At 54.0% G+C, this 23,411-nt stretch carries 19 protein-coding genes; 17 read left to right on the top strand and 2 right to left on the bottom strand.

Annotation, left to right across the window (positions count from 1 at the left end):
- Positions 1 to 30: 30 nt before the first annotated feature.
- Positions 31 to 2,706 carry a bifunctional uridylyltransferase/uridylyl-removing protein GlnD gene (glnD, locus tag ACOTX1_RS09240; RefSeq protein ID WP_003856210.1) on the bottom strand — a complete coding sequence of 892 codons (2,676 nt, stop codon included), beginning with the start codon at positions 2,704 to 2,706 and terminating at the stop codon, positions 31 to 33.
- A 62-nt stretch (positions 2,707 to 2,768) separates the two neighbouring features.
- Positions 2,769 to 3,563: a type I methionyl aminopeptidase gene (map, locus tag ACOTX1_RS09235; RefSeq protein WP_003856208.1), complete on the bottom strand. Its 795-nt coding sequence runs from the start codon at positions 3,561 to 3,563 to the stop codon at positions 2,769 to 2,771.
- 321 nt (positions 3,564 to 3,884) lie between these two features.
- Here map and rpsB point away from each other — a divergent pair, with 321 nt between their 5' ends.
- The 17 genes from rpsB (at position 3,885) to accA (ending at position 23,331) form a co-directional block, all read left to right on the top strand.
- A complete protein-coding gene (gene rpsB, locus ACOTX1_RS09230; protein WP_003856207.1) occupies positions 3,885 to 4,610 on the top strand; it encodes a 30S ribosomal protein S2 in 726 nt (241 codons plus the stop codon).
- Positions 4,611 to 4,727: 117 nt separating this feature from the next.
- Positions 4,728 to 5,579 (top strand): translation elongation factor Ts, encoded by an 852-nt coding sequence (gene tsf / locus ACOTX1_RS09225; protein ID WP_003856196.1) that lies wholly within the window; start codon positions 4,728 to 4,730, stop codon positions 5,577 to 5,579.
- Positions 5,580 to 5,728: 149 nt separating this feature from the next.
- On the top strand, positions 5,729 to 6,454 hold the full coding sequence (gene pyrH, locus ACOTX1_RS09220; RefSeq protein ID WP_003856194.1) for a UMP kinase: 726 nt from the start codon (positions 5,729 to 5,731) through the stop codon (positions 6,452 to 6,454).
- Between the two features lie 167 nt (positions 6,455 to 6,621).
- Positions 6,622 to 7,179 carry a ribosome recycling factor gene (frr, locus tag ACOTX1_RS09215; RefSeq protein ID WP_003856180.1) on the top strand — a complete coding sequence of 186 codons (558 nt, stop codon included), beginning with the start codon at positions 6,622 to 6,624 and terminating at the stop codon, positions 7,177 to 7,179.
- Between the two features lie 92 nt (positions 7,180 to 7,271).
- Entirely contained in the window at positions 7,272 to 8,471 is a 1,200-nt protein-coding gene (gene ispC / locus ACOTX1_RS09210; protein ID WP_023315432.1) for a 1-deoxy-D-xylulose-5-phosphate reductoisomerase, read from the top strand.
- Between the two features lie 185 nt (positions 8,472 to 8,656).
- A complete protein-coding gene (gene ispU, locus ACOTX1_RS09205; protein WP_003856176.1) occupies positions 8,657 to 9,415 on the top strand; it encodes a (2E,6E)-farnesyl-diphosphate-specific ditrans,polycis-undecaprenyl-diphosphate synthase in 759 nt (252 codons plus the stop codon).
- Positions 9,416 to 9,427: 12 nt separating this feature from the next.
- Complete coding sequence (gene cdsA, locus ACOTX1_RS09200; RefSeq protein WP_003856175.1) at positions 9,428 to 10,285, top strand: phosphatidate cytidylyltransferase; 858 nt, start codon at positions 9,428 to 9,430, stop codon at positions 10,283 to 10,285.
- Between the two features lie 11 nt (positions 10,286 to 10,296).
- Positions 10,297 to 11,649: a sigma E protease regulator RseP gene (rseP, locus tag ACOTX1_RS09195; protein WP_003856174.1), complete on the top strand. Its 1,353-nt coding sequence runs from the start codon at positions 10,297 to 10,299 to the stop codon at positions 11,647 to 11,649.
- A 31-nt stretch (positions 11,650 to 11,680) separates the two neighbouring features.
- Positions 11,681 to 14,098, top strand: coding sequence for an outer membrane protein assembly factor BamA (gene bamA / locus ACOTX1_RS09190; protein WP_003856172.1), 2,418 nt, complete (start codon positions 11,681 to 11,683; stop codon positions 14,096 to 14,098).
- 123 nt (positions 14,099 to 14,221) lie between these two features.
- Complete coding sequence (gene skp / locus ACOTX1_RS09185) at positions 14,222 to 14,716, top strand: molecular chaperone Skp (RefSeq protein WP_003856169.1); 495 nt, start codon at positions 14,222 to 14,224, stop codon at positions 14,714 to 14,716.
- A 3-nt stretch (positions 14,717 to 14,719) separates the two neighbouring features.
- On the top strand, positions 14,720 to 15,745 hold the full coding sequence (gene lpxD / locus ACOTX1_RS09180) for a UDP-3-O-(3-hydroxymyristoyl)glucosamine N-acyltransferase (protein ID WP_003856168.1): 1,026 nt from the start codon (positions 14,720 to 14,722) through the stop codon (positions 15,743 to 15,745).
- 104 nt (positions 15,746 to 15,849) lie between these two features.
- A complete protein-coding gene (fabZ, locus tag ACOTX1_RS09175; protein WP_003856165.1) occupies positions 15,850 to 16,305 on the top strand; it encodes a 3-hydroxyacyl-ACP dehydratase FabZ in 456 nt (151 codons plus the stop codon).
- A 3-nt stretch (positions 16,306 to 16,308) separates the two neighbouring features.
- Positions 16,309 to 17,097: an acyl-ACP--UDP-N-acetylglucosamine O-acyltransferase gene (gene lpxA / locus ACOTX1_RS09170; protein ID WP_003856164.1), complete on the top strand. Its 789-nt coding sequence runs from the start codon at positions 16,309 to 16,311 to the stop codon at positions 17,095 to 17,097.
- Positions 17,097 to 18,245 carry a lipid-A-disaccharide synthase gene (gene lpxB, locus ACOTX1_RS09165; RefSeq protein ID WP_003856161.1) on the top strand — a complete coding sequence of 383 codons (1,149 nt, stop codon included), beginning with the start codon at positions 17,097 to 17,099 and terminating at the stop codon, positions 18,243 to 18,245. Before lpxA ends, lpxB begins: the two co-directional genes overlap by 1 nt.
- Entirely contained in the window at positions 18,242 to 18,838 is a 597-nt protein-coding gene (rnhB, locus tag ACOTX1_RS09160) for a ribonuclease HII (RefSeq protein ID WP_003856158.1), read from the top strand. The genes lpxB and rnhB overlap by 4 nt, the downstream gene beginning before the upstream one ends.
- Before the next feature lie 38 nt (positions 18,839 to 18,876).
- On the top strand, positions 18,877 to 22,359 hold the full coding sequence (dnaE, locus tag ACOTX1_RS09155) for a DNA polymerase III subunit alpha (protein WP_003856156.1): 3,483 nt from the start codon (positions 18,877 to 18,879) through the stop codon (positions 22,357 to 22,359).
- A gap of 12 nt (positions 22,360 to 22,371) precedes the next feature.
- Positions 22,372 to 23,331, top strand: a complete 960-nt coding sequence (accA, locus tag ACOTX1_RS09150; protein ID WP_003856154.1) for an acetyl-CoA carboxylase carboxyl transferase subunit alpha — start codon at positions 22,372 to 22,374, stop codon at positions 23,329 to 23,331.
- The last annotated feature ends 80 nt before the right edge of the window (positions 23,332 to 23,411 follow it).

The following is a 23,411-nucleotide window of genomic DNA, read 5'->3' as shown; positions in this document are numbered from 1 at the left end:
TTTACTCTTTCCATTTCACTAAAAAACACGTCACCCTTTATCGTTTGGATTGAGGGCTGCTGTCAACCGTTGTTGCACTTCAAGTTGCAGGTCATTATTAAGGGCACGCCGGTCGGCCGTCGCGATTATAAATAAATCTTCTACTCGTTCGCCAATCGTTGTAATTCGGGCGCCGTGAAGCGAAATTCCCAGATCGGCAAAAACCTGGCCGACGCGGGCGAGTAGCCCTGGCTGGTCGAGCGCAATCAGCTCAAGGAACGATTTACGGTCGGTATGGGTCGGCAGGAAATTGACCTCGGTATCGACGGTAAAGTGGCGCAGTTTTGCCGCCTGACGGCGCGGCTGCGGAGGTTGCCAGCTGCGCTGCGTAATCGCCTGCTCAAGGCCAAAGCGTATCCCCTCATGCCTGTCCGACGATAGCGGGCTGCCGTCCGGCTCCAGCACAATAAAGGTGTCCATCGCCATGCCGTCGCGGGTGGTAAAAATCTGCGCGTCGTGAACGCTCAGGTTACGCCTGTCCAGCTCGGCACAGACCGCTGCAAACAAATAAGGCCGGTCCGGGCTCCAGATAAAGATCTCCGTCCCGCCGCGCGTGGCCTGCGGGCTAAGCAGAATCATCGGTTTCGTCAGGTCGTGCTTCAGCAGATGCCGGGCGTGCCAGGCAAGCTGGTTTGGGCTGTGGCGCACAAAGTAGTTGGCGCGACAGCGCGCCCAAATCTGATGCAGCGCCTCTTCGTTGATGTTATCCATGCGCAGCAGGGCCAGCGCCTGCAACTGATGGTGGCGCACACGCTCGCGCATGTCCGGGGTATTCTGCATCCCGCGACGCAGCTGTTTTTCGGTAGCGAAATACAGCTCGCGCAGCAGGCTCTGCTTCCAGCTGTTCCACAGGGTTTCGTTGGTGGCGCAGATATCGGCTACCGTCAGGCAGACCAGGTAGCGCAGGCGGTTCTCCGTTTGCACTTCCTCGGCGAACTGCTTGATTACTTCCGGATCCTGAATATCACGACGCTGAGCGGTAACCGACATCAGCAGATGATGGCGAACCAGCCAGGCGATAAGCTGCGTTTCACGCGAGTTCAGGCCGTGCAGCTCGGCAAATTTCAGCACGTCCTGGGCACCGAGTACGGAGTGGTCGCCGCCGCGACCTTTGGCGATATCATGGAACAGAGCAGCGATCAGGATCAGCTCCGGGTGTGCCAGACGTGGCCACAGATCAACGCACAGCGGATGGCGGGATCGCGTCTCTTCTTTAGCGAAACTTTCCAGCTTCAGCATGACGCGGATCGTGTGCTCATCCACCGTATAGGCGTGAAACAGGTCGAACTGCATCTGCCCGACAATATGCGACCACTGAGGCATATAGGCCCACAGCACGCTGTGACGGTGCATTGGCAGCAGTCCGCGGCTGACGGCGCCCGGATGACGAAGCATGCTCAGGAACAACGAGCGCGCCTCCGGGATGTAACACAGCGGCTGCTTCAGATGACGCCGTGCATGGCGCAGATGACGCAGGGTAGTGGAGTAGATCCCGGTGATCGTGCTGTTGCGCACCATGGTATAGAACATTCGCAGGATCGCTTCCGGTTCGCGAATGAACAGCGTTTCGTCGCGCAGATCGATCAGCGTGCCGCGCAGCTGAAATTCGTCATCAATCGGACGCGGTTTTTCGTCTGCCGTCAGCGCGAGGATCGCCTCATCGAACAGCTGTAACAGCATCTGGTTCAGCTCAGAGACGCGGCGGGTGACGCGGAAGAAATCCTTCATCATTTGCTCGACCGGCTCGTTGCCCTCGCCCTGGTAATTCAGGCGCTGCGCCACGCTGAGCTGTCGGTCAAACAGCAGGCGGTTATCGTAGCGGGTGACTTCCAGGTGCAGGGCAAAACGGATGCGCCACAGCAGATGCAGACACTCATTGAGTTCGTTACGTTCGGCTTCGGTCAGAAAACCAAACCCGACCATTTCGTCCAGCGATGTTGCCCCAAAATGGCGACGGGCGACCCATTGCAGCGTGTGGATATCGCGCAGGCCACCGGGGCTGCTTTTAATATCCGGTTCGAGATTATAGCTGGTACCGTGATAGCGCTGGTGGCGCTGGTTTTGTTCTTCGACTTTCGCAGCGAAGAATTTTTCCGAAGGCCAGAAGCCGTCGCTAAAGATGTGCTTTTGCAGTTCGAGGAACAGCGCCACGTCGCCAATCAGGAGGCGGGTTTCAATCAGGTTGGTGGCGACGGTCAGGTCAGATAACCCTTCCAGCAGACACTCTTCCAGCGTGCGTACGCTGTGGCCCACTTCCAGCTTTACGTCCCAGAGCAGGGTCAACAGTTCACCGATTTTCTGCGCCCGATCGTCCGGCAGTTTTTTACGGCTTAAGATCAGCAGGTCGATATCAGAGAGCGGATGCAGTTCACCCCGGCCATAGCCGCCAACAGCAACCAGCGCGACGTCGCTCACCTGTCCGAAACCGTAGTCGATCCAGAGACGTTGCAGGAGCTGGTCGATAAATTCGGTGCGCGCTTCAATGAGCTGCTCGGCCGAAACGCCTGCGTCAAATGCGCTTCCCAGCCAGCGATGGAAAACCTCCATGTGGGCTTTGATATGCGCGCAGGTCAGTTCATGCGGTGGCCAGACGCCCGGGTTATCAGGCTGGTCGGGGAGGGTGGGAAGTGCTGTGTTAGCATACTGTTCGGGTAAGAGATTACTCATCGTGCGCCACCCATAAGAAAAAGCTATCGCCATTAAAAAAGCCGGCATTCGCCGGCTTCTTATCACTCAATGTTCGTCAGTATCGCCGGGATGGTGTCATCCTTGCGCAACGTCATAATTTCGCAGCCGTTGTCTGTAACCACAATAGTATGCTCGTACTGGGCAGACAAGCTTCTGTCTTTGGTTTTTACCGTCCAGCCATCTTTCATGGTACGGATGCGGTAATCACCCGCGTTGACCATTGGCTCGATCGTGAAGGTCATGCCCTTTTGCAGCACTACGCCGCCGTCGTCTGCATCGTAGTGCAGAACCTGCGGTTCTTCATGGAACACACGACCAATACCGTGACCGCAATATTCGCGCACCACGGAGAAACCTTCCGCTTCCACAAATTTCTGGATTGCGGCGCCGATGGTGCGTAGGCGGATGCCCGGCTTCACCATTTTCAGCGCCAGGTAGAGGCTCTCTTGCGTTACTTTGCACAGACGCTCGCCCAGAATCGTTGGCTTGCCAACGATGAACATCTTAGAGGTGTCGCCGTGGTAGTCGTCTTTGATGACGGTCACGTCGATGTTGACGATGTCGCCATCTTTCAGCAGCTTCTCGTCATCCGGAATGCCGTGGCAAACCACTTCATTAATAGAGATGCAGACGGATTTCGGGAAACCGTGATAGCCAAGGCAGGCGGAGACCGCGTGCTGTTCGTTGACGATATAGTCGTTACAGATGCGATCCAGTTCGCCAGTGCTGACGCCCGGTTTCACAAACGGCTCAATCATTTCCAGCACGTCCGCGGCCAGACGACCGGCGACGCGCATCTTTTCAATTTCTTCAGGTGTCTTAATAGAGATAGCCATGTAATCTGTCCATCGGTGTCGATTTTTTCGACAATACTAGTGTAAGTGTTGTCAATGGTATCAGTCAGGCGCACCCCGTGCCAAATTGAGAATCATTAACAGCACACTCCGCCAACAATTATTGGTTTCTGGCCGTGTTTTGTGATATAAAGCGCGCCGGACTTCCGATCCATCTCAGATACACAGGCTGGACGGGAGCGACAAATCTCACTTTGTGTAACAACACACACGTATCGGCACATATTCCGGGGTGCCCTTCGGGGTCGGTAATATGGGATACGTGGAGGCATAACCCCAACTTTCAATATAGAGGTTTTAAACATGGCAACTGTTTCCATGCGCGACATGCTCAAGGCTGGTGTTCACTTCGGTCACCAGACCCGTTACTGGAACCCGAAAATGAAGCCTTTCATCTTCGGCGCACGTAACAAAGTTCACATCATCAACCTTGAGAAGACTGTACCAATGTTCAACGAAGCCCTGGCTGAGCTGAACAAGATCTCTTCCCGTAAAGGTAAGATTCTGTTCGTTGGTACTAAGCGCGCTGCAAGCGAAGCTGTGAAAGATGCTGCTAACAGCTGCGACCAGTTCTTCGTGAACCATCGCTGGTTGGGCGGCATGCTGACCAACTGGAAAACTGTTCGTCAGTCCATCAAGCGCCTGAAAGATCTGGAAACCCAGTCTCAGGACGGTACTTTCGATAAGCTGACTAAGAAAGAAGCGCTGATGCGCACTCGTGAACTGGACAAGCTGGAAAACAGCCTGGGCGGTATCAAAGATATGGGCGGCCTGCCAGACGCGCTGTTCGTAATCGATGCAGACCACGAGCACATCGCAATCAAAGAAGCTAACAACCTGGGTATCCCGGTATTCGCTATCGTTGATACCAACTCCGATCCGGACGGTGTTGACTTCGTTATCCCGGGTAACGACGACGCAATCCGTGCTGTTAGCCTGTACCTGAGCGCTGTAGCTGCTACCGTTCGTGAAGGCCGTTCCCAGGATCTGGCTTCTCAGGCGGAAGAAAGCTTCGTAGAAGCTGAATAATAAGGTTTTACCCCTTATTAGTACCGTGTATGAATAGGGGCCCATTATCGGCCCCTTTTTTCAATTTATACTGTTTGGCTCCCGGCCGGGCAGTTCACATCTCCCGAGGATTTAAGAATGGCTGAAATTACCGCATCCCTGGTAAAAGAGCTGCGTGAGCGTACTGGCGCAGGCATGATGGATTGCAAAAAAGCGCTGACCGAAGCGAACGGCGACATCGAGCTGGCAATCGAAAACATGCGTAAATCCGGTGCGATCAAAGCAGCTAAGAAAGCAGGCAACGTTGCTGCTGACGGCGTGATCATCACCAAAATCGACGGCAACTACGGCATCATTCTGGAAGTTAACTGCCAGACTGACTTCGTTGCTAAAGATGCTGGTTTCCAGGCATTTGCTAACAAAGTTCTGGACGCAGCGGTTGCAGGCAAAATCACTGACGTTGAAGTTCTGAAAGCACAGTTCGAAGAAGAGCGTGTTGCGCTGGTTGCTAAAATCGGTGAGAACATCAACATCCGTCGCGTTGCTTCCCTGGAAGGTGACGTTCTGGGCTCTTACCAGCACGGCGCGCGTATCGGTGTTCTGGTTGCGGCTAAAGGCGCTGACGAAGAGCTGGTTAAACAGCTGGCAATGCACATCGCTGCAAGCAAACCAGAATTCGTTAAGCCAGAAGACGTGTCTGCTGAAGTGGTAGAGAAAGAGTACCAGGTTCAGCTGGACATCGCGATGCAGTCTGGTAAGCCAAAAGAAATCGCAGAGAAAATGGTTGAAGGCCGCATGAAGAAATTCACCGGCGAAGTTTCTCTGACTGGCCAGCCTTTCGTAATGGATCCAAGCAAGTCTGTTGCTCAGCTGCTGAAAGAGCACAACGCTGATGTAACTGGCTTCATCCGCTTCGAAGTGGGCGAAGGCATCGAGAAAGTTGAGACTGACTTCGCAGCAGAAGTTGCTGCAATGTCCAAGCAGTCTTAATGATTGAAAAGGAGCCGCCTGAGGGCGGCTTCTTTTTGTCACCCGTCTCACGAAATCAGACAGGCTCCAGTATCGCTGTGCTGATTTGCGACATATCATGTCGCCAGAATTAACCCCATCTTAATCGTTGACAGTCTCAGGAAAGAAACATGGCTACCAATGCAAAACCCGTGTACAAACGCATTCTGCTTAAGCTGAGTGGCGAAGCGCTGCAAGGATCGGAAGGCTTCGGTATTGACGCAAGCATCCTTGATCGCATGGCACAGGAAATCAAAGAACTGGTCGAACTGGGTATTCAGGTTGGCGTGGTCATTGGCGGTGGCAACCTTTTCCGTGGTGCTGGTCTGGCGAAAGCGGGGATGAACCGCGTAGTGGGCGACCACATGGGTATGCTGGCAACCGTGATGAATGGCCTGGCGATGCGTGATGCGCTTCATCGCGCCTATGTGAACGCTCGCCTGATGTCCGCTATTCCTTTGAATGGCGTATGCGATAACTACAGCTGGGCAGAGGCCATCAGCCTGCTGCGCAACAACCGCGTGGTGATCCTCTCCGCCGGTACGGGTAACCCGTTCTTTACCACCGATTCCGCAGCCTGCCTGCGCGGTATCGAAATCGAAGCCGATGTGGTGCTGAAAGCGACCAAAGTAGATGGCGTGTTTACTGCCGACCCGGCAAAAGATCCTTCAGCGACCATGTACGATCAGCTGAGCTACAGCGAAGTGCTGGAAAAAGAGCTAAAAGTGATGGATCTTGCCGCCTTTACGCTGGCTCGTGACCACAAACTGCCGATCCGTGTCTTCAATATGAACAAGCCTGGCGCGCTGCGTCGCGTTGTTATGGGCGAAAAAGAAGGCACTTTGATCACGGAATAATTTCCGTCGGCGATAAATACAGGTAAGATTCCGCTTTATTTCGACGTGGTATCTTACCCGGGCGCGCCTTTGGCGTTGTCATGAATTAAACGCGACTATACTTAGCACACCTGTAGCGCTGTGCTGGCGGATAGTCTGCCTGAGATAAGTTTTCAAGGATCCGTAACGTGATTAACGACATCAGAAAAGATGCTGAAGTACGCATGGACAAATGCGTAGAAGCGTTCAAAAACCAAATCAGCAAAATCCGTACTGGCCGAGCTTCCCCAAGCCTGCTGGATGGCATCATCGTAGAATACTACGGTACGCCTACGCCACTGCGTCAGCTGGCGAGCGTGACGGTAGAAGATACCCGTACCCTGAAAATCAACGTGTTCGATCGCTCAATGAGCCCGGCCGTTGAAAAAGCGATCATGGCATCTGACCTGGGTCTGAACCCAAGCTCAGCGGGCGCGGATATTCGCGTTCCACTGCCTCCGCTGACGGAAGAGCGTCGTAAAGACCTGATCAAAGTGGTTCGCGGTGAAGCTGAGCAGGGTCGCGTTTCCGTACGTAACGTGCGTCGCGATGCGAACGATAAAGTGAAAGCCCTGCTGAAAGAAAAAGAGATCAGCGAAGACGACGATCGTCGTTCTCAGGACGACATTCAGAAAATGACCGACGCGGCGATCAAGAAAATTGATGCGGCGCTGGCAGAAAAAGAAGCGGAACTGATGCAGTTCTGATTTTCGCTGTACACTGATAAACGCCGTTCAGAAGGACATTGAGTCTTGCTGGCGGCGTTTTGCTTTTATCTGGTCTAACTTTTGGGCATCTCATGAAGCATCTCACTCTCCTCGGCTCGACCGGCTCTATCGGTTGCAGCACTCTCGACGTTGTACGTCATAATCCTGACAGCTACACCGTAGCCGCGCTTGTGGCCGGAAAAAACGTGCAGCGAATGGTCGAACAGTGCCTGGAGTTTACCCCCCGTTTTGCGGTGATGGATGATGAAGAGAGCGCCCGCCAGGTAAAAGCGCTGTTGCAGGAGAAGGGCTGCCGTACCGAGGTGCTCAGCGGGCAACAGGCGGCGTGCGATATGGCCGCGCTTGATGAAGTCGATCAGGTTATGGCGGCAATCGTCGGGGCGGCGGGTCTTCTGCCGACGCTTGCCGCGATCGATGCGGGGAAAGATGTCCTGCTTGCGAACAAAGAGTCGCTGGTCACCTGCGGACGCCTCTTTATGGAGGCGGTAAAACAGCGTGGGGCACGTCTTTTGCCGGTCGATAGCGAGCACAACGCCATTTTTCAGAGTTTACCCCAACCTTTTCAACAAAACCTGGGGTACGCTGACCTGGAGCAGAATGGCGTTGTGTCGATTCTGCTTACCGGGTCTGGTGGCCCGTTCCGTGAAACGCCACTGTCTGAATTGAGCGCAATGACGCCGGATCAGGCATGTCGTCATCCGAACTGGTCAATGGGGCGTAAGATCTCCGTCGATTCGGCCACCATGATGAACAAAGGTCTGGAATACATTGAAGCTCGCTGGCTGTTCAATGCGTCGGCGAAACAGATGGAAGTGCTGATCCACCCGCAGTCGGTGATTCACTCGATGGTGCGCTATCAGGACGGCAGCGTGCTGGCCCAGCTGGGCGAACCGGATATGCGTACGCCAATTGCTCATACAATGGCGTGGCCAAACCGCGTAAAATCGGGCGTTAAGCCTCTCGATTTTTGCAAGCTGAGTTCACTGACGTTTAGCGAGCCTGATTACGACCGTTATCCCTGTCTGAAACTGGCGATGACGGCCTTCGATCAGGGGCAGGCGGCGACAACGGCGCTTAATGCAGCCAATGAAGTGACCGTTGAAGCATTCCTGAACCAGCAGATCCGCTTTACTGATATCGCCGCGTTGAATTTATCCGTGCTGGAGATGATGGATTTGCGTGAGCCGCAGAGCGTGGAAGAGGTGCTGGCCGTGGATGAACAGGCACGCATTGTTGCGCGTAAACAGGTGACACGTCTCGCAAGCTGGTGATAAAGCAAGCACTAGTCGTCGTGCTATTTGTTAGCGTTGGGCTTCAGTGATATAGTCTGCGCCACCTGATCGCAGGTATTTGGCTTTAAGTGGTCAGGTAAGCCGTGGTTTGACACGGCTTTTTTATGTATAGGCTTCAGTATTCCTGTGTACCGTTAAATCCTTTCAGGGACTAAAAACGCGTTATGTTGTCTGCGAATCAACCAATAAGCGAAAACTTGCCAGCACATGGCTGTCGCCATGTTGCAATCATCATGGATGGCAATGGCCGCTGGGCGAAAAGACAAGGGAAGATACGAGCCTTTGGGCATAAAGCTGGGGCGAAATCTGTTCGCCGCGCCGTTTCTTTTGCCGCCAATAACGGCATTGATGCGTTAACGCTCTATGCTTTTAGCAGTGAGAACTGGAATCGACCTGCGCAGGAAGTGACTGCGTTGATGGAACTGTTCGTGTGGGCGCTCGATAGCGAAGTAAAAAGCCTGCACCGCCACAACGTCCGCTTGCGTATTATTGGCGAAACCAGTCGTTTTAACTCACGTTTGCAGGAACGGATTCGCAAAGCAGAAGCGCTGACGGAAAATAATACCGGCCTGACGCTCAATATCGCGGCGAATTACGGCGGACGCTGGGATATTATCCAGGGGGTTCGGCATCTGGCTGAGCAGGTTCAGGAAGGGCTGTTAAGACCCGACCAGATTGATGAAGAGGCGCTGAGTCAGCAAATCTGCATGAATGAACTGGCACCCGTGGATTTGGTTATAAGGACAGGGGGGGAGCATCGCATTAGTAACTTTTTGCTGTGGCAAATTGCCTACGCCGAACTTTACTTTACGGATGTTCTTTGGCCAGATTTTGATGAACAAGACTTTGAAGGTGCGCTGCATGCCTTTGCCAATCGAGAGCGTCGTTTCGGCGGCACCGAGCCTGGTGGCGATAACGCCTGATGGGGGTAGCTTTTGCTGAAGTATCGCCTGATTTCCGCTTTTGTATTAATACCCGTCGTCATCGCAGCGCTGTTTTTACTGCCTCCGGTGGGATTCGCTATTGTTACGCTGGTGGTGTGTATGCTCGCCGCGTGGGAATGGGGGCAGCTTAGCGGCTTTACCTCGCGCACTCAGCGGGTATGGCTGGCGGTACTCTGTGGTTTTTTACTGGCCCTGATGCTGTATACCTTGCCTGAATATCATCACGATGTTCACCAGCCGCTGGTTGCCGGATCCTTATGGATATCGCTGGCCTGGTGGATTGCTGCGCTTGTTTTAGTGCTTTTCTATCCAGGCTCTGCGGCGATCTGGCGTAACTCTAAAGTGTTGCGCCTTATTTTTGGTCTGCTCACGATTGTTCCCTTTTTCTGGGGGATGGTTGCGCTGCGCGCCTGGCACTATGACGAAAACCACTACAGCGGCGCGATATGGCTGCTTTATGTGATGATTCTCGTCTGGGGGGCTGACTCCGGGGCCTATATGTTTGGTAAACTGTTCGGCAAACATAAACTGGCGCCAAAGGTTTCTCCGGGCAAAACCTGGCAAGGCTTCATTGGCGGCCTGTTTACGGCAGCAATTATCTCCTGGGGCTATGGGGTCTGGGCGAATCTTGAGGTTGCCCCCTCCACGCTGCTGGTATGTTCGATTTTCGCGGCGCTGGCATCGGTGCTGGGTGATTTAACCGAGAGTATGTTTAAGCGTGAAGCAGGGATTAAGGACAGTGGTCACCTGATTCCAGGACATGGCGGAATACTGGATCGCATTGACAGCCTTACCGCGGCTGTTCCCGTATTTGCTTGCCTGCTTTTACTGGTGTTTGGGACGATATAACGGAAGGTTTTATGCTGAGCATTCTCTGGAATCTGGCGGCGTTCATTGTTGCACTGGGTGTACTGATTACCGTGCATGAATTTGGCCATTTCTGGGTTGCCCGGCGCTGTGGTGTGCGGGTGGAGCGATTCTCGATTGGCTTTGGCAAATCGCTCTGGAAGCGTACCGATAAGCATGGCACCGAGTTTGTCATTGCTCTGATTCCCCTGGGCGGCTATGTCAAAATGCTCGACGAACGCGTTGAGCCTGTCGCCCCGGAACTTCGCCATCGCGCGTTTAACAATAAAACTGTTGGACAACGTGCTGCCATCATCGCTGCCGGCCCGGTAGCCAATTTCATCTTCGCTATCTTCGCCTACTGGCTGGTGTTTATCATCGGCGTGCCTGGCGTGCGCCCGGTCGTGGGCGAAATCACCACGGGTTCTATTGCGGCAACGGCGCAAATTACACCGGGAATGGAACTTAAAGCGATTGATGGTATCGAAACCCCTGATTGGGATGCCGTGAGGTTACAACTGGTTGCCAAAATCGGTGATGAGCAGACAACCGTCAGCGTATCGCCATTTGGTTCCGACCAGCGGCAGGAAAAAGTGCTGGATTTACGCCACTGGCGCTTTGAGCCAGACAAAGAGGACCCTGTCGCCGCACTCGGGATTCGACCGCGCGGCGCGCAGATCGAGCCGGTATTAGCCGAAGTACAGGCCAAATCGGCAGCGAGTAAAGCAGGTTTACAAGCGGGTGACAGGATCGTTAAAGTCGATGGTCAGCCATTAACACAATGGATGACCTTTGTTACTCTGGTGCGCGATAATCCAGGCAAGCCGCTCGCGCTGGAAGTGGAAAGGCAGGGGAGTTCGCTCTCACTGACTCTCACCCCGGATACCAAATCGGGCGGCGGTAAGGCGGAAGGGTTTGCCGGCGTTGTGCCGAAAGTGATCCCACTGCCAGATGAGTACAAGACAATACGCCAGTATGGGCCGTTTAGCGCCATCGTTGAGGCCACGGATAAAACATGGCAGCTGATGAAGCTTACGGTCAACATGTTGGGGAAATTGATAACCGGTGATGTGAAACTGAACAACCTCAGTGGGCCAATTTCGATTGCTCAGGGGGCTGGGATGTCAGCGGAGTTCGGGGTGATTTACTATCTCATGTTCCTTGCGCTGATTAGCGTGAACCTGGGGATAATCAACCTGTTCCCGCTTCCCGTACTAGATGGGGGCCATTTGCTGTTTTTAGCGATTGAAAAGCTAAAAGGCGGACCGGTATCCGAGCGAGTTCAAGACTTTAGTTATCGCATTGGCTCGATTTTGCTGGTGCTGTTAATGGGGCTTGCACTTTTCAATGATTTCTCTCGGTTGTAAGAGAGTTAGTTAGGAAGAACGCATAATAACGATGGCGATGAAAAAGTTGCTCATAGCGTCGCTGCTGTTTAGCAGCGCGACCGTATACGGTGCTGACGGGTTCGTAGTGAAAGATATTCATTTCGAAGGCCTTCAGCGTGTCGCCGTTGGTGCGGCCCTCCTCAGTATGCCTGTGCGCCCCGGCGATACGGTTAATGATGAAGATATCAGTAACACCATCCGTGCTCTGTTTGCCACTGGCAACTTTGAGGACGTCCGCGTCCTGCGCGATGGTGATACGCTGGTGGTTCAGGTAAAAGAACGTCCAACGATTGCCAGCATCACTTTCTCCGGCAACAAGTCGGTGAAAGATGACATGCTCAAGCAGAACCTTGAGGCATCGGGTGTTCGTGTGGGGGAATCTCTGGACCGCACAACCCTTGCAGACATTGAAAAAGGTCTGGAAGATTTCTATTACAGCGTCGGTAAATACAGCGCGAGCGTTAAAGCGGTTGTTACACCGCTGCCACGTAACCGTGTCGACCTGAAACTGGTCTTCCAGGAAGGTGTTTCTGCGAAGATCCAGCAGATCAACATCGTGGGTAACCACGCGTTCAGCACCGACGAACTGATCTCCAACTTCCAGCTGCGTGACGAAGTGCCGTGGTGGAACGTGGTGGGCGATCGTAAATACCAGAAACAGAAACTGGCGGGTGACCTTGAAACCCTGCGCAGCTACTATCTGGATCGCGGTTACGCCCGTTTCAACATCGATTCAACTCAGGTGAGTCTGACTCCGGACAAGAAAGGTATCTACATTACCGTTAACATCACTGAAGGCGATAAGTACACGCTTTCAGGTGTTGAAGTCAGCGGCAACCTGGCAGGACATTCAGCTGAAATTGAATCTCTGACCAAAATTCAGCCGGGCGATCTGTACAGCGGATCTAAAGTCACCAAAATGGAAGACAGCATTAAGAAGCTGCTCGGCCGTTATGGTTATGCGTATCCGCGTGTGCAAACGCAGCCGGAAATTAACGACACGGATAAAACCGTTAAGCTGCACGTTAACGTTGATGCGGGCAACCGTTTCTATGTGCGTAAGATCCGCTTCGAAGGTAACGATACCTCTAAAGACTCCGTTCTGCGCCGTGAAATGCGCCAGATGGAAGGGGCATGGCTGGGAAGCGATCTGGTAGACCAGGGTAAAGAGCGTCTGAACCGTCTGGGCTATTTCGAAACGGTCGATACCGATACTCAGCGTGTACCAGGTCGTCCGGATCAGGTTGATGTTGTTTATAAAGTTAAAGAACGTAATACCGGTAGCTTCAACTTTGGTATTGGTTACGGTACTGAAAGTGGCGTGAGCTTCCAGGTCGGTGTTCAGCAGGATAACTGGCTGGGTACGGGCTACTCTGTCGGTATCAACGGGACGAAAAACGACTACCAGACCTACTCTGAGTTCTCTGTTACCAACCCATACTTCACCGTTGACGGTGTAAGCCTGGGCGGTCGTATCTTCTATAACGACTTTAAAGCGGATGACGCGGACCTCTCCTCGTATACCAACAAGAGTTACGGTCTGGATGGTACGCTCGGCTTCCCGGTTAACGAATACAACACCCTGCGCGCAGGTTTAGGGTACGTGCATAACGACCTGTCCAACATGCAACCGCAGGTGGCGATGTGGCGTTACCTGGACTCCATCGGTCAGTCGGCGAGTACGTCCAGCGATGACAACGGTTTCGCCGCGGATGACTTCACCTTCAACTACGGTTGGACCTACAACCGTCTTGACCGTGGCTACTTCCCGACGGAAGGTTCACGTGTCAACCTGAACGGTAAAGTGACTATCCCGGGCTCGGATAACGAGTTCTACAAGGTCACGCTGGATACGGCGTCCTACTTCCCAATTGATGAAGATCACAAGTGGGTTGTTCTGGGTCGTACCCGTTGGGGTTATGGTGACGGTATTGGAAGCAAAGAACTGCCGTTCTATGAAAACTTCTACGCCGGTGGTTCAAGCACCGTGCGTGGCTTCCAGTCCAATAACATTGGTCCGAAAGCGGTTTATTACGGCGGTAATGACGAAGATAACTGCGCAAGCCGTGATCCTAAGCAAGTATGTAGCTCTGATGACGCAGTAGGTGGTAACGCTATGGCCGTGGCGAGCCTCGAGTTCATCACGCCTACGCCGTTTATCAGCGACAAGTACGCAAACTCTGTCCGCACCTCCTTCTTTATGGATGCAGGTACAGTGTGGGACACCAACTGGGAGAACACCGCCCAGATGCGTGCGGCGGGGGTTCCGGACTACAGCGATCCGAGCAACATTCGCATGTCCGCAGGTATCGCATTACAATGGATGTCACCGCTGGGGCCGTTGGTCTTCTCTTACGCCCAGCCGTTTAAGAAATACGATGGAGACAAAGCGGAGCAGTTCCAGTTTAACATTGGTAAAACCTGGTAATAATCCGCTGCAATGGAATGCGTTGGCAGTGTAGCGCTGACAACCGGCGATCGGTAAAACGATCGCCTTGCCACGCAAAGAACGGTACCCCTCGGGTGCCAATGGGATGGTAAGGAGTTAATTGTGAAAAAGTGGTTATTAGCTGCAGGTCTCGGTTTAGCGATGGCAACTTCTGCTCAGGCAGCGGATAAAATTGCAATCGTCAACATGGGTAATTTGTTCCAGCAGGTTGCACAGAAAACCGGTGTTTCTGCAACGCTGGAAAACGAATTCAAAGGCCGTGCGAGCGAACTGCAACGTATGGAAGGTGATCTTCAGTCCAAGATGCAGCGTCTTCAGCGTGATGGTTCTACCATGAAAGCGAGCGAGCGCAGCAAACTGGAAAAAGACGTCATGTCTCAGCGCCAGACCTTCTCTCAGAAAGCGCAGGCTTTCGAGCAGGATCGTCAGCGTCGTTCTAACGAAGAGCGTGGCAAACTGGTGACGCGTATTCAGTCTGCCGTTAAAGCAGTCGCAGCCGATCAGAGCATCGATCTGGTTGTTGATTCGAACGCCGTTGCATTCAACAGCAGCGATGTTAAAGACATCACCGCTGATGTTCTGAAACAGGTTAAATAAGTAATGCCTTCAATTCGACTGGCTGATTTAGCTCAGCAGTTGGATGCAGAATTACACGGTGATGGCGATATCGTCATCACCGCTGTTGCGTCCATGCAATCTGCTAAAGCAGGCACTATTACCTTCATGGTAAGCCCTAAGTACCGTGAACACCTGGCCCAGTGCCAGGCGTCTGCCGTTGTTCTGACGCAGGACGATCTTCCGTTTGCCACTAGCGCTGCACTGGTAGTGAAAAATCCCTACCTGACCTATGCGCGCATGGCCCAAATTCTTGATACCACGCCGCAGCCGGCACAGAACATTGCAGCCAGTGCTGCGATTGATCCGACGGCTCAGCTGGGTAACAACGTATCAGTCGGCGCAAACGCCGTTATCGAATCCGGCGTCGTGCTGGGTGATAACGTGGTGATTGGCCCAGGCTGCTTTGTTGGAAAAAATACGAAAATTGGCGCAGGGACTCGTCTGTGGGCCAATGTCTCTGTCTACCATGAGGTTGAGATTGGCGAGAATTGTCTCGTACAGTCCAGCACGGTGATTGGTTCTGACGGATTTGGTTACGCTAACGATCGGGGTAACTGGGTTAAGATCCCTCAGCTGGGTCGCGTGATTATCGGCGATCGTGTGGAGATCGGCGCTTGCACCACCATCGACCGCGGTGCGCTTGACGACACCATTATTGGTAACGGTGTTATCATAGACAACCAGTGCCAGATTGCACATAACGTTGTGATTGGCGACAATACCGCAGTGGCGGGTGGTGTTATCATGGCAGGCAGCCTGAAAATTGGCCGTTACTGCATGATTGGCGGTGCCAGCGTGATCAATGGCCATATGGAAATATGCGACAAAGTCACGGTGACGGGGATGGGCATGGTGATGCGTCCAATCACTGAGCCTGGCGTTTATTCCTCCGGTATTCCGCTGCAACCGAACAAGGTCTGGCGTAAAACAGCTGCACTGGTGATGAATATTGATGATATGAGCAAGCGACTCAAAGCGATTGAGCGCAAAATCGATCAACAAGACTAAGCGTTCATCCGTTTAACGCTAAATTTCCCGGCCTGTCGGCTTTGTTTATAAACCGGCAGGCCGTGTTATTATTGCTACTTAGTACATTTGACAGGAAGAGTATTTTGACTACTGACACTCATACTCTGCATATTGAAGAGATTTTAGAACTTCTGCCGCACCGCTATCCGTTTTTACTGGTAGACCGTGTGCTGGATTTTGAAGAAGGTCGTTTTCTGCGCGCAGTGAAAAATGTCTCCGTTAACGAGCCGTTCTTCCAGGGGCACTTCCCTGGTAAGCCTATCTTCCCGGGGGTATTGATCCTGGAAGCGATGGCACAGGCTACCGGTATTCTGGCGTTTAAAAGCGTAGGTAAACTGGAACCGGGTGAACTCTATTACTTCGCGGGTATCGATGAAGCGCGCTTCAAGCGTCCGGTCGTGCCTGGTGATCAAATGATCATGGAAGTCACTTTTGAAAAAACGCGTCGCGGCCTGACTCGCTTCAAAGGCGTAGCTATGGTTGACGGCAAAGTTGTTTGCGAAGCGACAATGATGTGTGCGCGTAGCCGGGAGGCCTGATACGTGATTGATAAATCCGCCTTTATTCATCCTACCGCCATTGTGGAAACGGGTGCCATCATTGGTGCCAATGTCCACATCGGCCCGTTTTGTATTGTTGGACCCCATGTCGAAATTGGTGAGGGTACAGTACTGAAATCTCACGTTGTCGTGAATGGTCATACCACCATTGGCTGCAACAATGAGATCTATCAGTTCGCCTCCATCGGCGAAGTTAACCAGGATCTCAAGTATGCTGGCGAACCGACCCGCGTGGAAATCGGCGATCGTAACCGCATTCGCGAAAGCGTCACCATTCATCGTGGTACAACGCAAGGCGGTGGATTGACGAAGGTGGGCAGCGACAACCTGTTTATGGTTAATGCGCACATTGCGCACGACTGTACCGTGGGGAGCCGCTGTATTCTCGCCAACAACGCAACGCTGGCGGGACACGTATCGGTCGATGATTTCGCCATTATTGGCGGCATGACCGCAGTCCATCAGTTCTGCATCATTGGTGCACACGTGATGGTCGGCGGATGCTCCGGTGTGGCGCAGGACGTCCCACCGTTTGTGATTGCGCAGGGCAACCATGCCACGCCGTTTGGCGTGAACATTGAAGGTCTCAAGCGTCGTGGCTTCAGCCGCGAAGCGATTACCGCGATCCGCAACGCGTACAAATTGCTGTACCGTAGCGGTAAAACGCTGGAAGAGGCTAAGCCGGAAATTGCCGAGCTGGCGAATAAGCACCCTGAAGTGAAAACGTTCATGGAATTCTTTGAACGTTCAACCCGTGGTCTGATTCGTTAATGGTCGACAGTCGTCCGCTTACCATCGCCCTGGTCGCCGGAGAAACCTCCGGCGATATTCTTGGTGCAGGTCTTATCCGCGCGCTTAAAGCCCGTGTACCCAATGCCCGCTTTGTGGGCGTGGCTGGGCCGCTAATGCAGGCCGAAGGCTGCGAAGCCTGGTATGAAATGGAAGAGCTGGCTGTGATGGGCATCGTCGAGGTGCTGGGCCGCTTGCGTCGCCTGCTGCATATCCGCGCCGACCTTACCCGCCGCTTTACCGACCTCAAGCCCGATGTATTTGTCGGCATTGATGCGCCTGATTTCAATATTACCCTTGAAGGGAACCTGAAAAAGCAGGGGATCAAAACGATCCATTACGTCAGCCCATCCGTGTGGGCGTGGCGACAGAAACGCGTTTTCAAAATCGGACGGTCCACCAATCTGGTGCTGGCTTTTCTGCCTTTCGAAAAAGCGTTTTACGACAGATTTAATGTCCCGTGCCGTTTTATCGGTCATACCATGGCGGATGCCATGCCACTGGATCCGGATAAAAACGCGGCGCGTGACGAACTGGGCATCCCGCATGATGTGCATTGTCTGGCGCTGCTGCCAGGAAGCCGGGGTGCGGAAGTTGAAATGCTCAGTGCCGATTTCCTGAAAACGGCGCAAATTCTTCGCAAGACTTACCCCGATCTTGAAGTGGTCGTGCCGCTGGTGAATGCCAAACGCCGCGAGCAGTTTGAGCGTATCAAAGCCGACGTCGCCCCGGATCTTCACGTCCGCCTGCTGGACGGAAAAGGGCGGCAAGCCATGTTTGCGAGCGATGCCGCACTGCTGGCTTCCGGCACGGCTGCGCTGGAGTGTATGCTGGCAAAATGCCCAATGGTGGTCGGTTATCGCATGAAGCCGTTTACCTTCTGGCTGGCAAAACGTCTGGTAAAAACAGATTACGTATCTCTGCCAAACCTGCTTGCGGGTCGCGAGCTGGTGAAAGAGCTCTTGCAGGATGAATGTCAGCCGCAGGCGCTGGCAGATGCGCTGCTGCCGCTGCTGGCCAACGGTAAAACCAGCCACCAGATGCATGATACCTTCCGTGAACTGCATCAACTGATCCGCTGTAATGCTGATGAGCAGGCGGCCGATGCGGTGCTGGAGTTAGCACAATGATGGAATTTATTTATCCCCATACCCACCTCGTTGCCGGTGTGGATGAAGTCGGTCGTGGCCCGTTAGTGGGTGCCGTTGTGACCGCGGCGGTGATCCTCGATCCAGCCCGCCCGATCGTTGGCCTGAACGACTCGAAAAAACTGAGCGAAAAGCGTCGTTTAGCGCTGTTCGATGAAATTAAAGAGAAAGCGCTGGCCTGGAGTCTCGGGCGCGCAGAACCGCATGAGATTGACGATCTAAACATTCTGCACGCTACCATGCTGGCGATGCAGCGTGCCGTTGCGGGCCTGAAGATTGTGCCTGAGTATGTACTGATCGACGGTAACCGTTGCCCGGCGCTGCCGATGCCTTCCATGGCTGTTGTTAAAGGCGATAGCCGCGTCGCAGAAATCAGTGCGGCGTCAATCATTGCCAAAGTGACGCGCGATGCTGAAATGGCCGCGCTGGACCTCACTTATCCCGCGTATGGTTTCGCCCAACACAAGGGATATCCAACGGCTTTCCATCTGGAAAAGCTGGCTGAACATGGCGCAACTGAACATCATCGGCGCAGCTTTGGCCCGGTGAAACGCGCGCTGGGACTGGTGTCCTGAATCAAGACGCAAGCAATTAAGTAACGCGGGATTTGAAGATGGCTGAACCACGTTTCGTACACCTGCGGGTGCATAGCGACTACTCCATGATCGATGGGCTGGCAAAGACCGGGCCGCTGGTAAAAAAGGCGGCCTCGCTTGGCATGCCTGCGCTGGCGATCACCGATTTTACCAACCTGTGTGGCCTGGTGAAGTTCTACGGAACGGCGCATGGCGCAGGATTAAAGCCCATCGTCGGTGCGGATTTTCATGTGCAGAGCGACCTGCTCGGCGATGAGATGACGCAAATTTCCGTGTTAGCCATGAATAACACGGGCTATCAGAACCTCACTCTGCTGATCTCAAAAGCCTACCAGCGCGGCTACGGCGCACTGGGCCCATGGATTGACCGCGACTGGCTGGCAGAGCTGAACGAAGGTTTGCTGCTGATCTCCGGTGGTCGTATGGGGGATGTCGGCAAATGTCTGCTGCGCGGTAACAACGCGCTAGTGGATCAGTGCGTCTCGTTCTACGAAGAGTATTTCCCGGATCGCTATTACCTGGAGCTGATCCGTACCGGGCGTGCGGACGAAGAGAGCTATCTGCATGCGGCCGTCGCCCTGGCGGAAGCGCGTGGCCTGCCTGTAGTGGCCACCAACGATGTGCGCTTCCTTGAGGCGGGCGATTTTGACGCGCATGAAATTCGCGTCGCTATCCACGACGGCTTCACCCTCGACGATCCGAAACGCCCGCGCAACTACTCATCGCAGCAGTACATGCGCAGCGAAGAGGAGATGTGTGAGCTTTTCTCGGACATCCCGGAAGCGCTGGAAAACAGCGTAGAGATTGCCAAGCGCTGTAACGTCACCGTGCGTCTCGGCGAATACTTCCTGCCGCAGTTCCCGACGGGCGACATGACCACCGAAGATTTCCTGGTCATGAAATCGAAAGAGGGTCTGGAAGAGCGTCTGGAATTCCTTTTCCCGGATGAAGCGGTCCGTAAAGAGAAGCGTCCTGAATATGACGAGCGCCTGGATATTGAACTCCAGGTGATCAACCAGATGGGGTTCCCTGGCTACTTCCTGATCGTGATGGAGTTCATCCAGTGGTCGAAGGATAACGGCGTGCCGGTAGGCCCGGGCCGTGGTTCCGGTGCCGGCTCGCTGGTGGCGTACGCACTGAAAATCACCGACCTCGATCCGCTGGAATTCGACCTGCTGTTCGAACGTTTCCTCAACCCGGAACGTGTCTCCATGCCCGACTTTGACGTCGACTTCTGCATGGAAAAACGCGACCAGGTGATTGAGCACGTGGCCGATATGTACGGTCGTGATGCGGTTTCACAGATCATTACCTTCGGGACGATGGCGGCGAAAGCGGTTATCCGCGACGTGGGCCGCGTTCTGGGCCACCCGTACGGTTTTGTCGATCGTATCTCTAAGCTGGTCCCGCCCGATCCGGGCATGACCCTGGCGAAAGCCTTTGAAGCCGAACCTCAGCTGCCGGAAATCTACGAAGCCGACGAAGAGGTGAAAGCGCTGATCGACATGGCGCGCAAGCTGGAAGGCGTCACGCGTAACGCCGGTAAGCATGCGGGGGGCGTGGTTATCGCCCCGACCAAAATCACCGACTTCGCGCCGCTGTACTGCGATGAAGCGGGCCAGCATCCGGTCACCCAGTTCGACAAGAACGACGTGGAATACGCCGGGCTGGTGAAGTTTGACTTCCTCGGCCTGCGTACGCTGACCATCATCAACTGGGCGCTGGAGATGATCAACGCCCGTCGCGAGAAGAACGGCGAACCGCCGCTGGATATCGCGGCTATCCCGCTTGATGACAAGAAAAGTTTCGACATGCTGCAACGCTCGGAGACGACAGCCGTCTTCCAGCTTGAATCCCGCGGCATGAAAGATTTGATTAAGCGTCTGCAACCAGACTGCTTCGAAGATATGATCGCGCTGGTGGCCCTGTTCCGTCCGGGGCCGTTGCAGTCGGGGATGGTGGATAACTTTATCGACCGTAAGCACGGGCGCGAAGAGATTTCCTACCCGGACGTGCAGTGGCAGCATGAAAGCCTGAAACCGGTACTGGAGCCAACCTATGGCATCATCCTGTATCAGGAACAGGTGATGCAGATCGCCCAGGTACTTTCGGGTTATACCCTTGGCGGCGCAGACATGCTGCGTCGTGCGATGGGTAAGAAAAAGCCGGAAGAGATGGCCAAGCAGCGCTCCATCTTTGAAGATGGAGCGAAGAAAAACGGCATCGATGGCGAACTGGCGATGAAAATCTTCGACCTGGTGGAGAAATTCGCCGGGTACGGATTTAACAAATCTCACTCCGCCGCCTATGCTTTGGTTTCGTATCAGACGCTGTGGCTGAAAGCTCACTATCCCGCTGAGTTTATGGCAGCGGTAATGACTGCCGATATGGACAACACCGAGAAGGTGGTTGGCCTGGTGGACGAGTGCTGGCGCATGGGGCTGAAGATCCTGCCGCCGGATATTAACTCGGGCCTGTATCATTTTCACGTTAACGATGACGGGGAAATCGTCTATGGGATCGGCGCGATCAAGGGCGTGGGTGAGGGGCCGATCGAGGCGATCATTGAAGCGCGTAACAACGGCGGCTACTTCCGTGAGCTGTTCGATCTGTGCGCCCGTACCGATACCAAAAAACTGAACCGCCGCGTGCTGGAAAAACTGATCATGTCCGGCGCGTTTGACCGTCTGGGGCCACACCGCGCCGCGCTGATGAACTCGCTCGGCGATGCGCTGAAGGCGGCCGATCAGCATGCGAAAGCGGAAGCCATTGGCCAGGCGGATATGTTCGGCGTGCTGGCGGAAGAGCCAGAGCAGATCGAGCAGTCCTATTCCAACTGCCAGCCGTGGCCAGAACAGGTAGTGCTGGATGGAGAGCGGGAAACGTTAGGTCTGTACCTGACGGGGCACCCGATCAACCAGTATCTTAAAGAAATTGAGCGCTATGTCGGCGGCCACAGGCTTAAAGACATGCATCCGACAGAACGTGGTAAAATCACCACGGCTGCGGGGCTCGTGATTGCTGCAAGGGTAATGGTCACCAAGCGCGGCAATCGTATCGGCATCTGTACCCTGGATGACCGTTCCGGGCGTCTGGAGGTGATGTTGTTCACCGACGCGCTGGATAAATACCAGCAATTGCTGGAAAAAGACCGCATACTTATCGTCAGCGGACAGGTCAGCTTTGATGACTTCAGCGGGGGGCTTAAAATGACCGCCCGCGAAGTGATGGACATTGACGAAGCCCGGGAAAAATATGCTCGCGGGCTTGCTATCTCGCTGACGGACAGGCAAATTGATGACCAGCTTTTAAACCGACTCCGTCAGTCTCTGGAACCCCACCGCTCGGGGACCATTCCAGTACATCTCTACTATCAGAGGGCGGATGCACGCGCGCGGTTGCGCTTTGGTGCAACGTGGCGTGTCTCTCCGAGCGATCGTTTACTGAACGATCTCCGTGGCCTCATTGGTTCGGAGCAGGTGGAACTGGAGTTTGACTAATACAGGAATACTATGAGTCTGAATTTCCTTGATTTCGAACAGCCGATTGCAGAGCTGGAAGCGAAAATCGATTCTCTGACAGCCGTGAGCCGTCAGGATGAAAAACTGGATATTAACATCGACGAAGAAGTGCATCGTCTGCGCGAAAAAAGCGTAGAACTGACGCGCAAAATCTTTGCCGATCTCGGCGCATGGCAGATCGCCCAGCTGGCGCGACATCCACAGCGTCCGTACACCCTGGATTATGTCCGCCTGGCGTTTGACGAATTTGACGAACTGGCAGGCGACCGCGCATACGCTGACGATAAAGCTATCGTCGGCGGTATCGCGCGTCTGGATGGACGTCCGGTGATGATCATTGGTCATCAGAAAGGCCGTGAAACCAAAGAGAAAATCCGTCGTAACTTCGGTATGCCAGCACCAGAAGGCTACCGTAAGGCCCTGCGTCTGATGGAGATGGCTGAGCGTTTCAATATGCCTATCATCACCTTCATCGACACGCCGGGTGCTTACCCGGGTGTTGGCGCTGAAGAGCGCGGTCAGTCTGAAGCCATCGCACGCAACCTGCGTGAGATGTCTCGCCTGAAAGTGCCGGTTATCTGTACCGTTATCGGTGAAGGTGGGTCCGGCGGTGCGCTGGCAATTGGCGTGGGCGATAAAGTGAATATGCTACAGTACAGTACCTATTCCGTTATCTCTCCGGAAGGCTGTGCCTCCATCCTGTGGAAAAGTGCCGATAAAGCGCCGCTGGCTGCTGAAGCGATGGGCATCATTGCCCCACGTCTGAAAGAGCTGAAGCTGATCGACACCGTTATCCCTGAACCGCTGGGTGGCGCGCATCGTAAGCCGGAAGTGATGGCTGCTTCCCTGAAAGCGCAGCTGCTGGCAGACCTGGCGGACCTGGACGTGCTGAGCACAGAAGATCTGCTCAACCGTCGTTATCAGCGTCTGATGACCTACGGTTACGCGTAAGCCTCACAATTATCCTAAAAGCCGCACATTGTTGCGGCTTTTTTTATACCTGCCGTTTACCTTAACTATGCTTATCTGAT

Origin of the sequence: Enterobacter cloacae complex sp. IR5401 (genome assembly GCF_049238425.1) — a bacterium.
GTDB classification, from domain to species: Bacteria; Pseudomonadota; Gammaproteobacteria; order Enterobacterales; family Enterobacteriaceae; genus Enterobacter; species Enterobacter hormaechei_C.
The sequence above is the reverse complement of the archived record's forward strand: the minus strand, read 5'-3'. Positions and strand labels throughout refer to the sequence as shown.

What these genes read in the sequence shown, in the direction of transcription:
- glnD (WP_003856210.1), bottom strand. Translation starts at nt 2,706, where the DNA reads ATGAGTAATCTCTTACCCGAACAGTATGCTAACACAGCACTTCCCACC.
- map (WP_003856208.1), bottom strand. Translation starts at nt 3,563, where the DNA reads ATGGCTATCTCTATTAAGACACCTGAAGAAATTGAAAAGATGCGCGTC.
- rpsB (WP_003856207.1), top strand. Translation starts at nt 3,885, where the DNA reads ATGGCAACTGTTTCCATGCGCGACATGCTCAAGGCTGGTGTTCACTTC.
- tsf (WP_003856196.1), top strand. Translation starts at nt 4,728, where the DNA reads ATGGCTGAAATTACCGCATCCCTGGTAAAAGAGCTGCGTGAGCGTACT.
- pyrH (WP_003856194.1), top strand. Translation starts at nt 5,729, where the DNA reads ATGGCTACCAATGCAAAACCCGTGTACAAACGCATTCTGCTTAAGCTG.
- ispC (WP_023315432.1), top strand. Translation starts at nt 7,272, where the DNA reads ATGAAGCATCTCACTCTCCTCGGCTCGACCGGCTCTATCGGTTGCAGC.
- ispU (WP_003856176.1), top strand. Translation starts at nt 8,657, where the DNA reads ATGTTGTCTGCGAATCAACCAATAAGCGAAAACTTGCCAGCACATGGC.
- rseP (WP_003856174.1), top strand. Translation starts at nt 10,297, where the DNA reads ATGCTGAGCATTCTCTGGAATCTGGCGGCGTTCATTGTTGCACTGGGT.
- bamA (WP_003856172.1), top strand. Translation starts at nt 11,681, where the DNA reads ATGGCGATGAAAAAGTTGCTCATAGCGTCGCTGCTGTTTAGCAGCGCG.
- lpxD (WP_003856168.1), top strand. Translation starts at nt 14,720, where the DNA reads ATGCCTTCAATTCGACTGGCTGATTTAGCTCAGCAGTTGGATGCAGAA.
- lpxB (WP_003856161.1), top strand. Translation starts at nt 17,097, where the DNA reads ATGGTCGACAGTCGTCCGCTTACCATCGCCCTGGTCGCCGGAGAAACC.
- rnhB (WP_003856158.1), top strand. Translation starts at nt 18,242, where the DNA reads ATGATGGAATTTATTTATCCCCATACCCACCTCGTTGCCGGTGTGGAT.
- dnaE (WP_003856156.1), top strand. Translation starts at nt 18,877, where the DNA reads ATGGCTGAACCACGTTTCGTACACCTGCGGGTGCATAGCGACTACTCC.
- accA (WP_003856154.1), top strand. Translation starts at nt 22,372, where the DNA reads ATGAGTCTGAATTTCCTTGATTTCGAACAGCCGATTGCAGAGCTGGAA.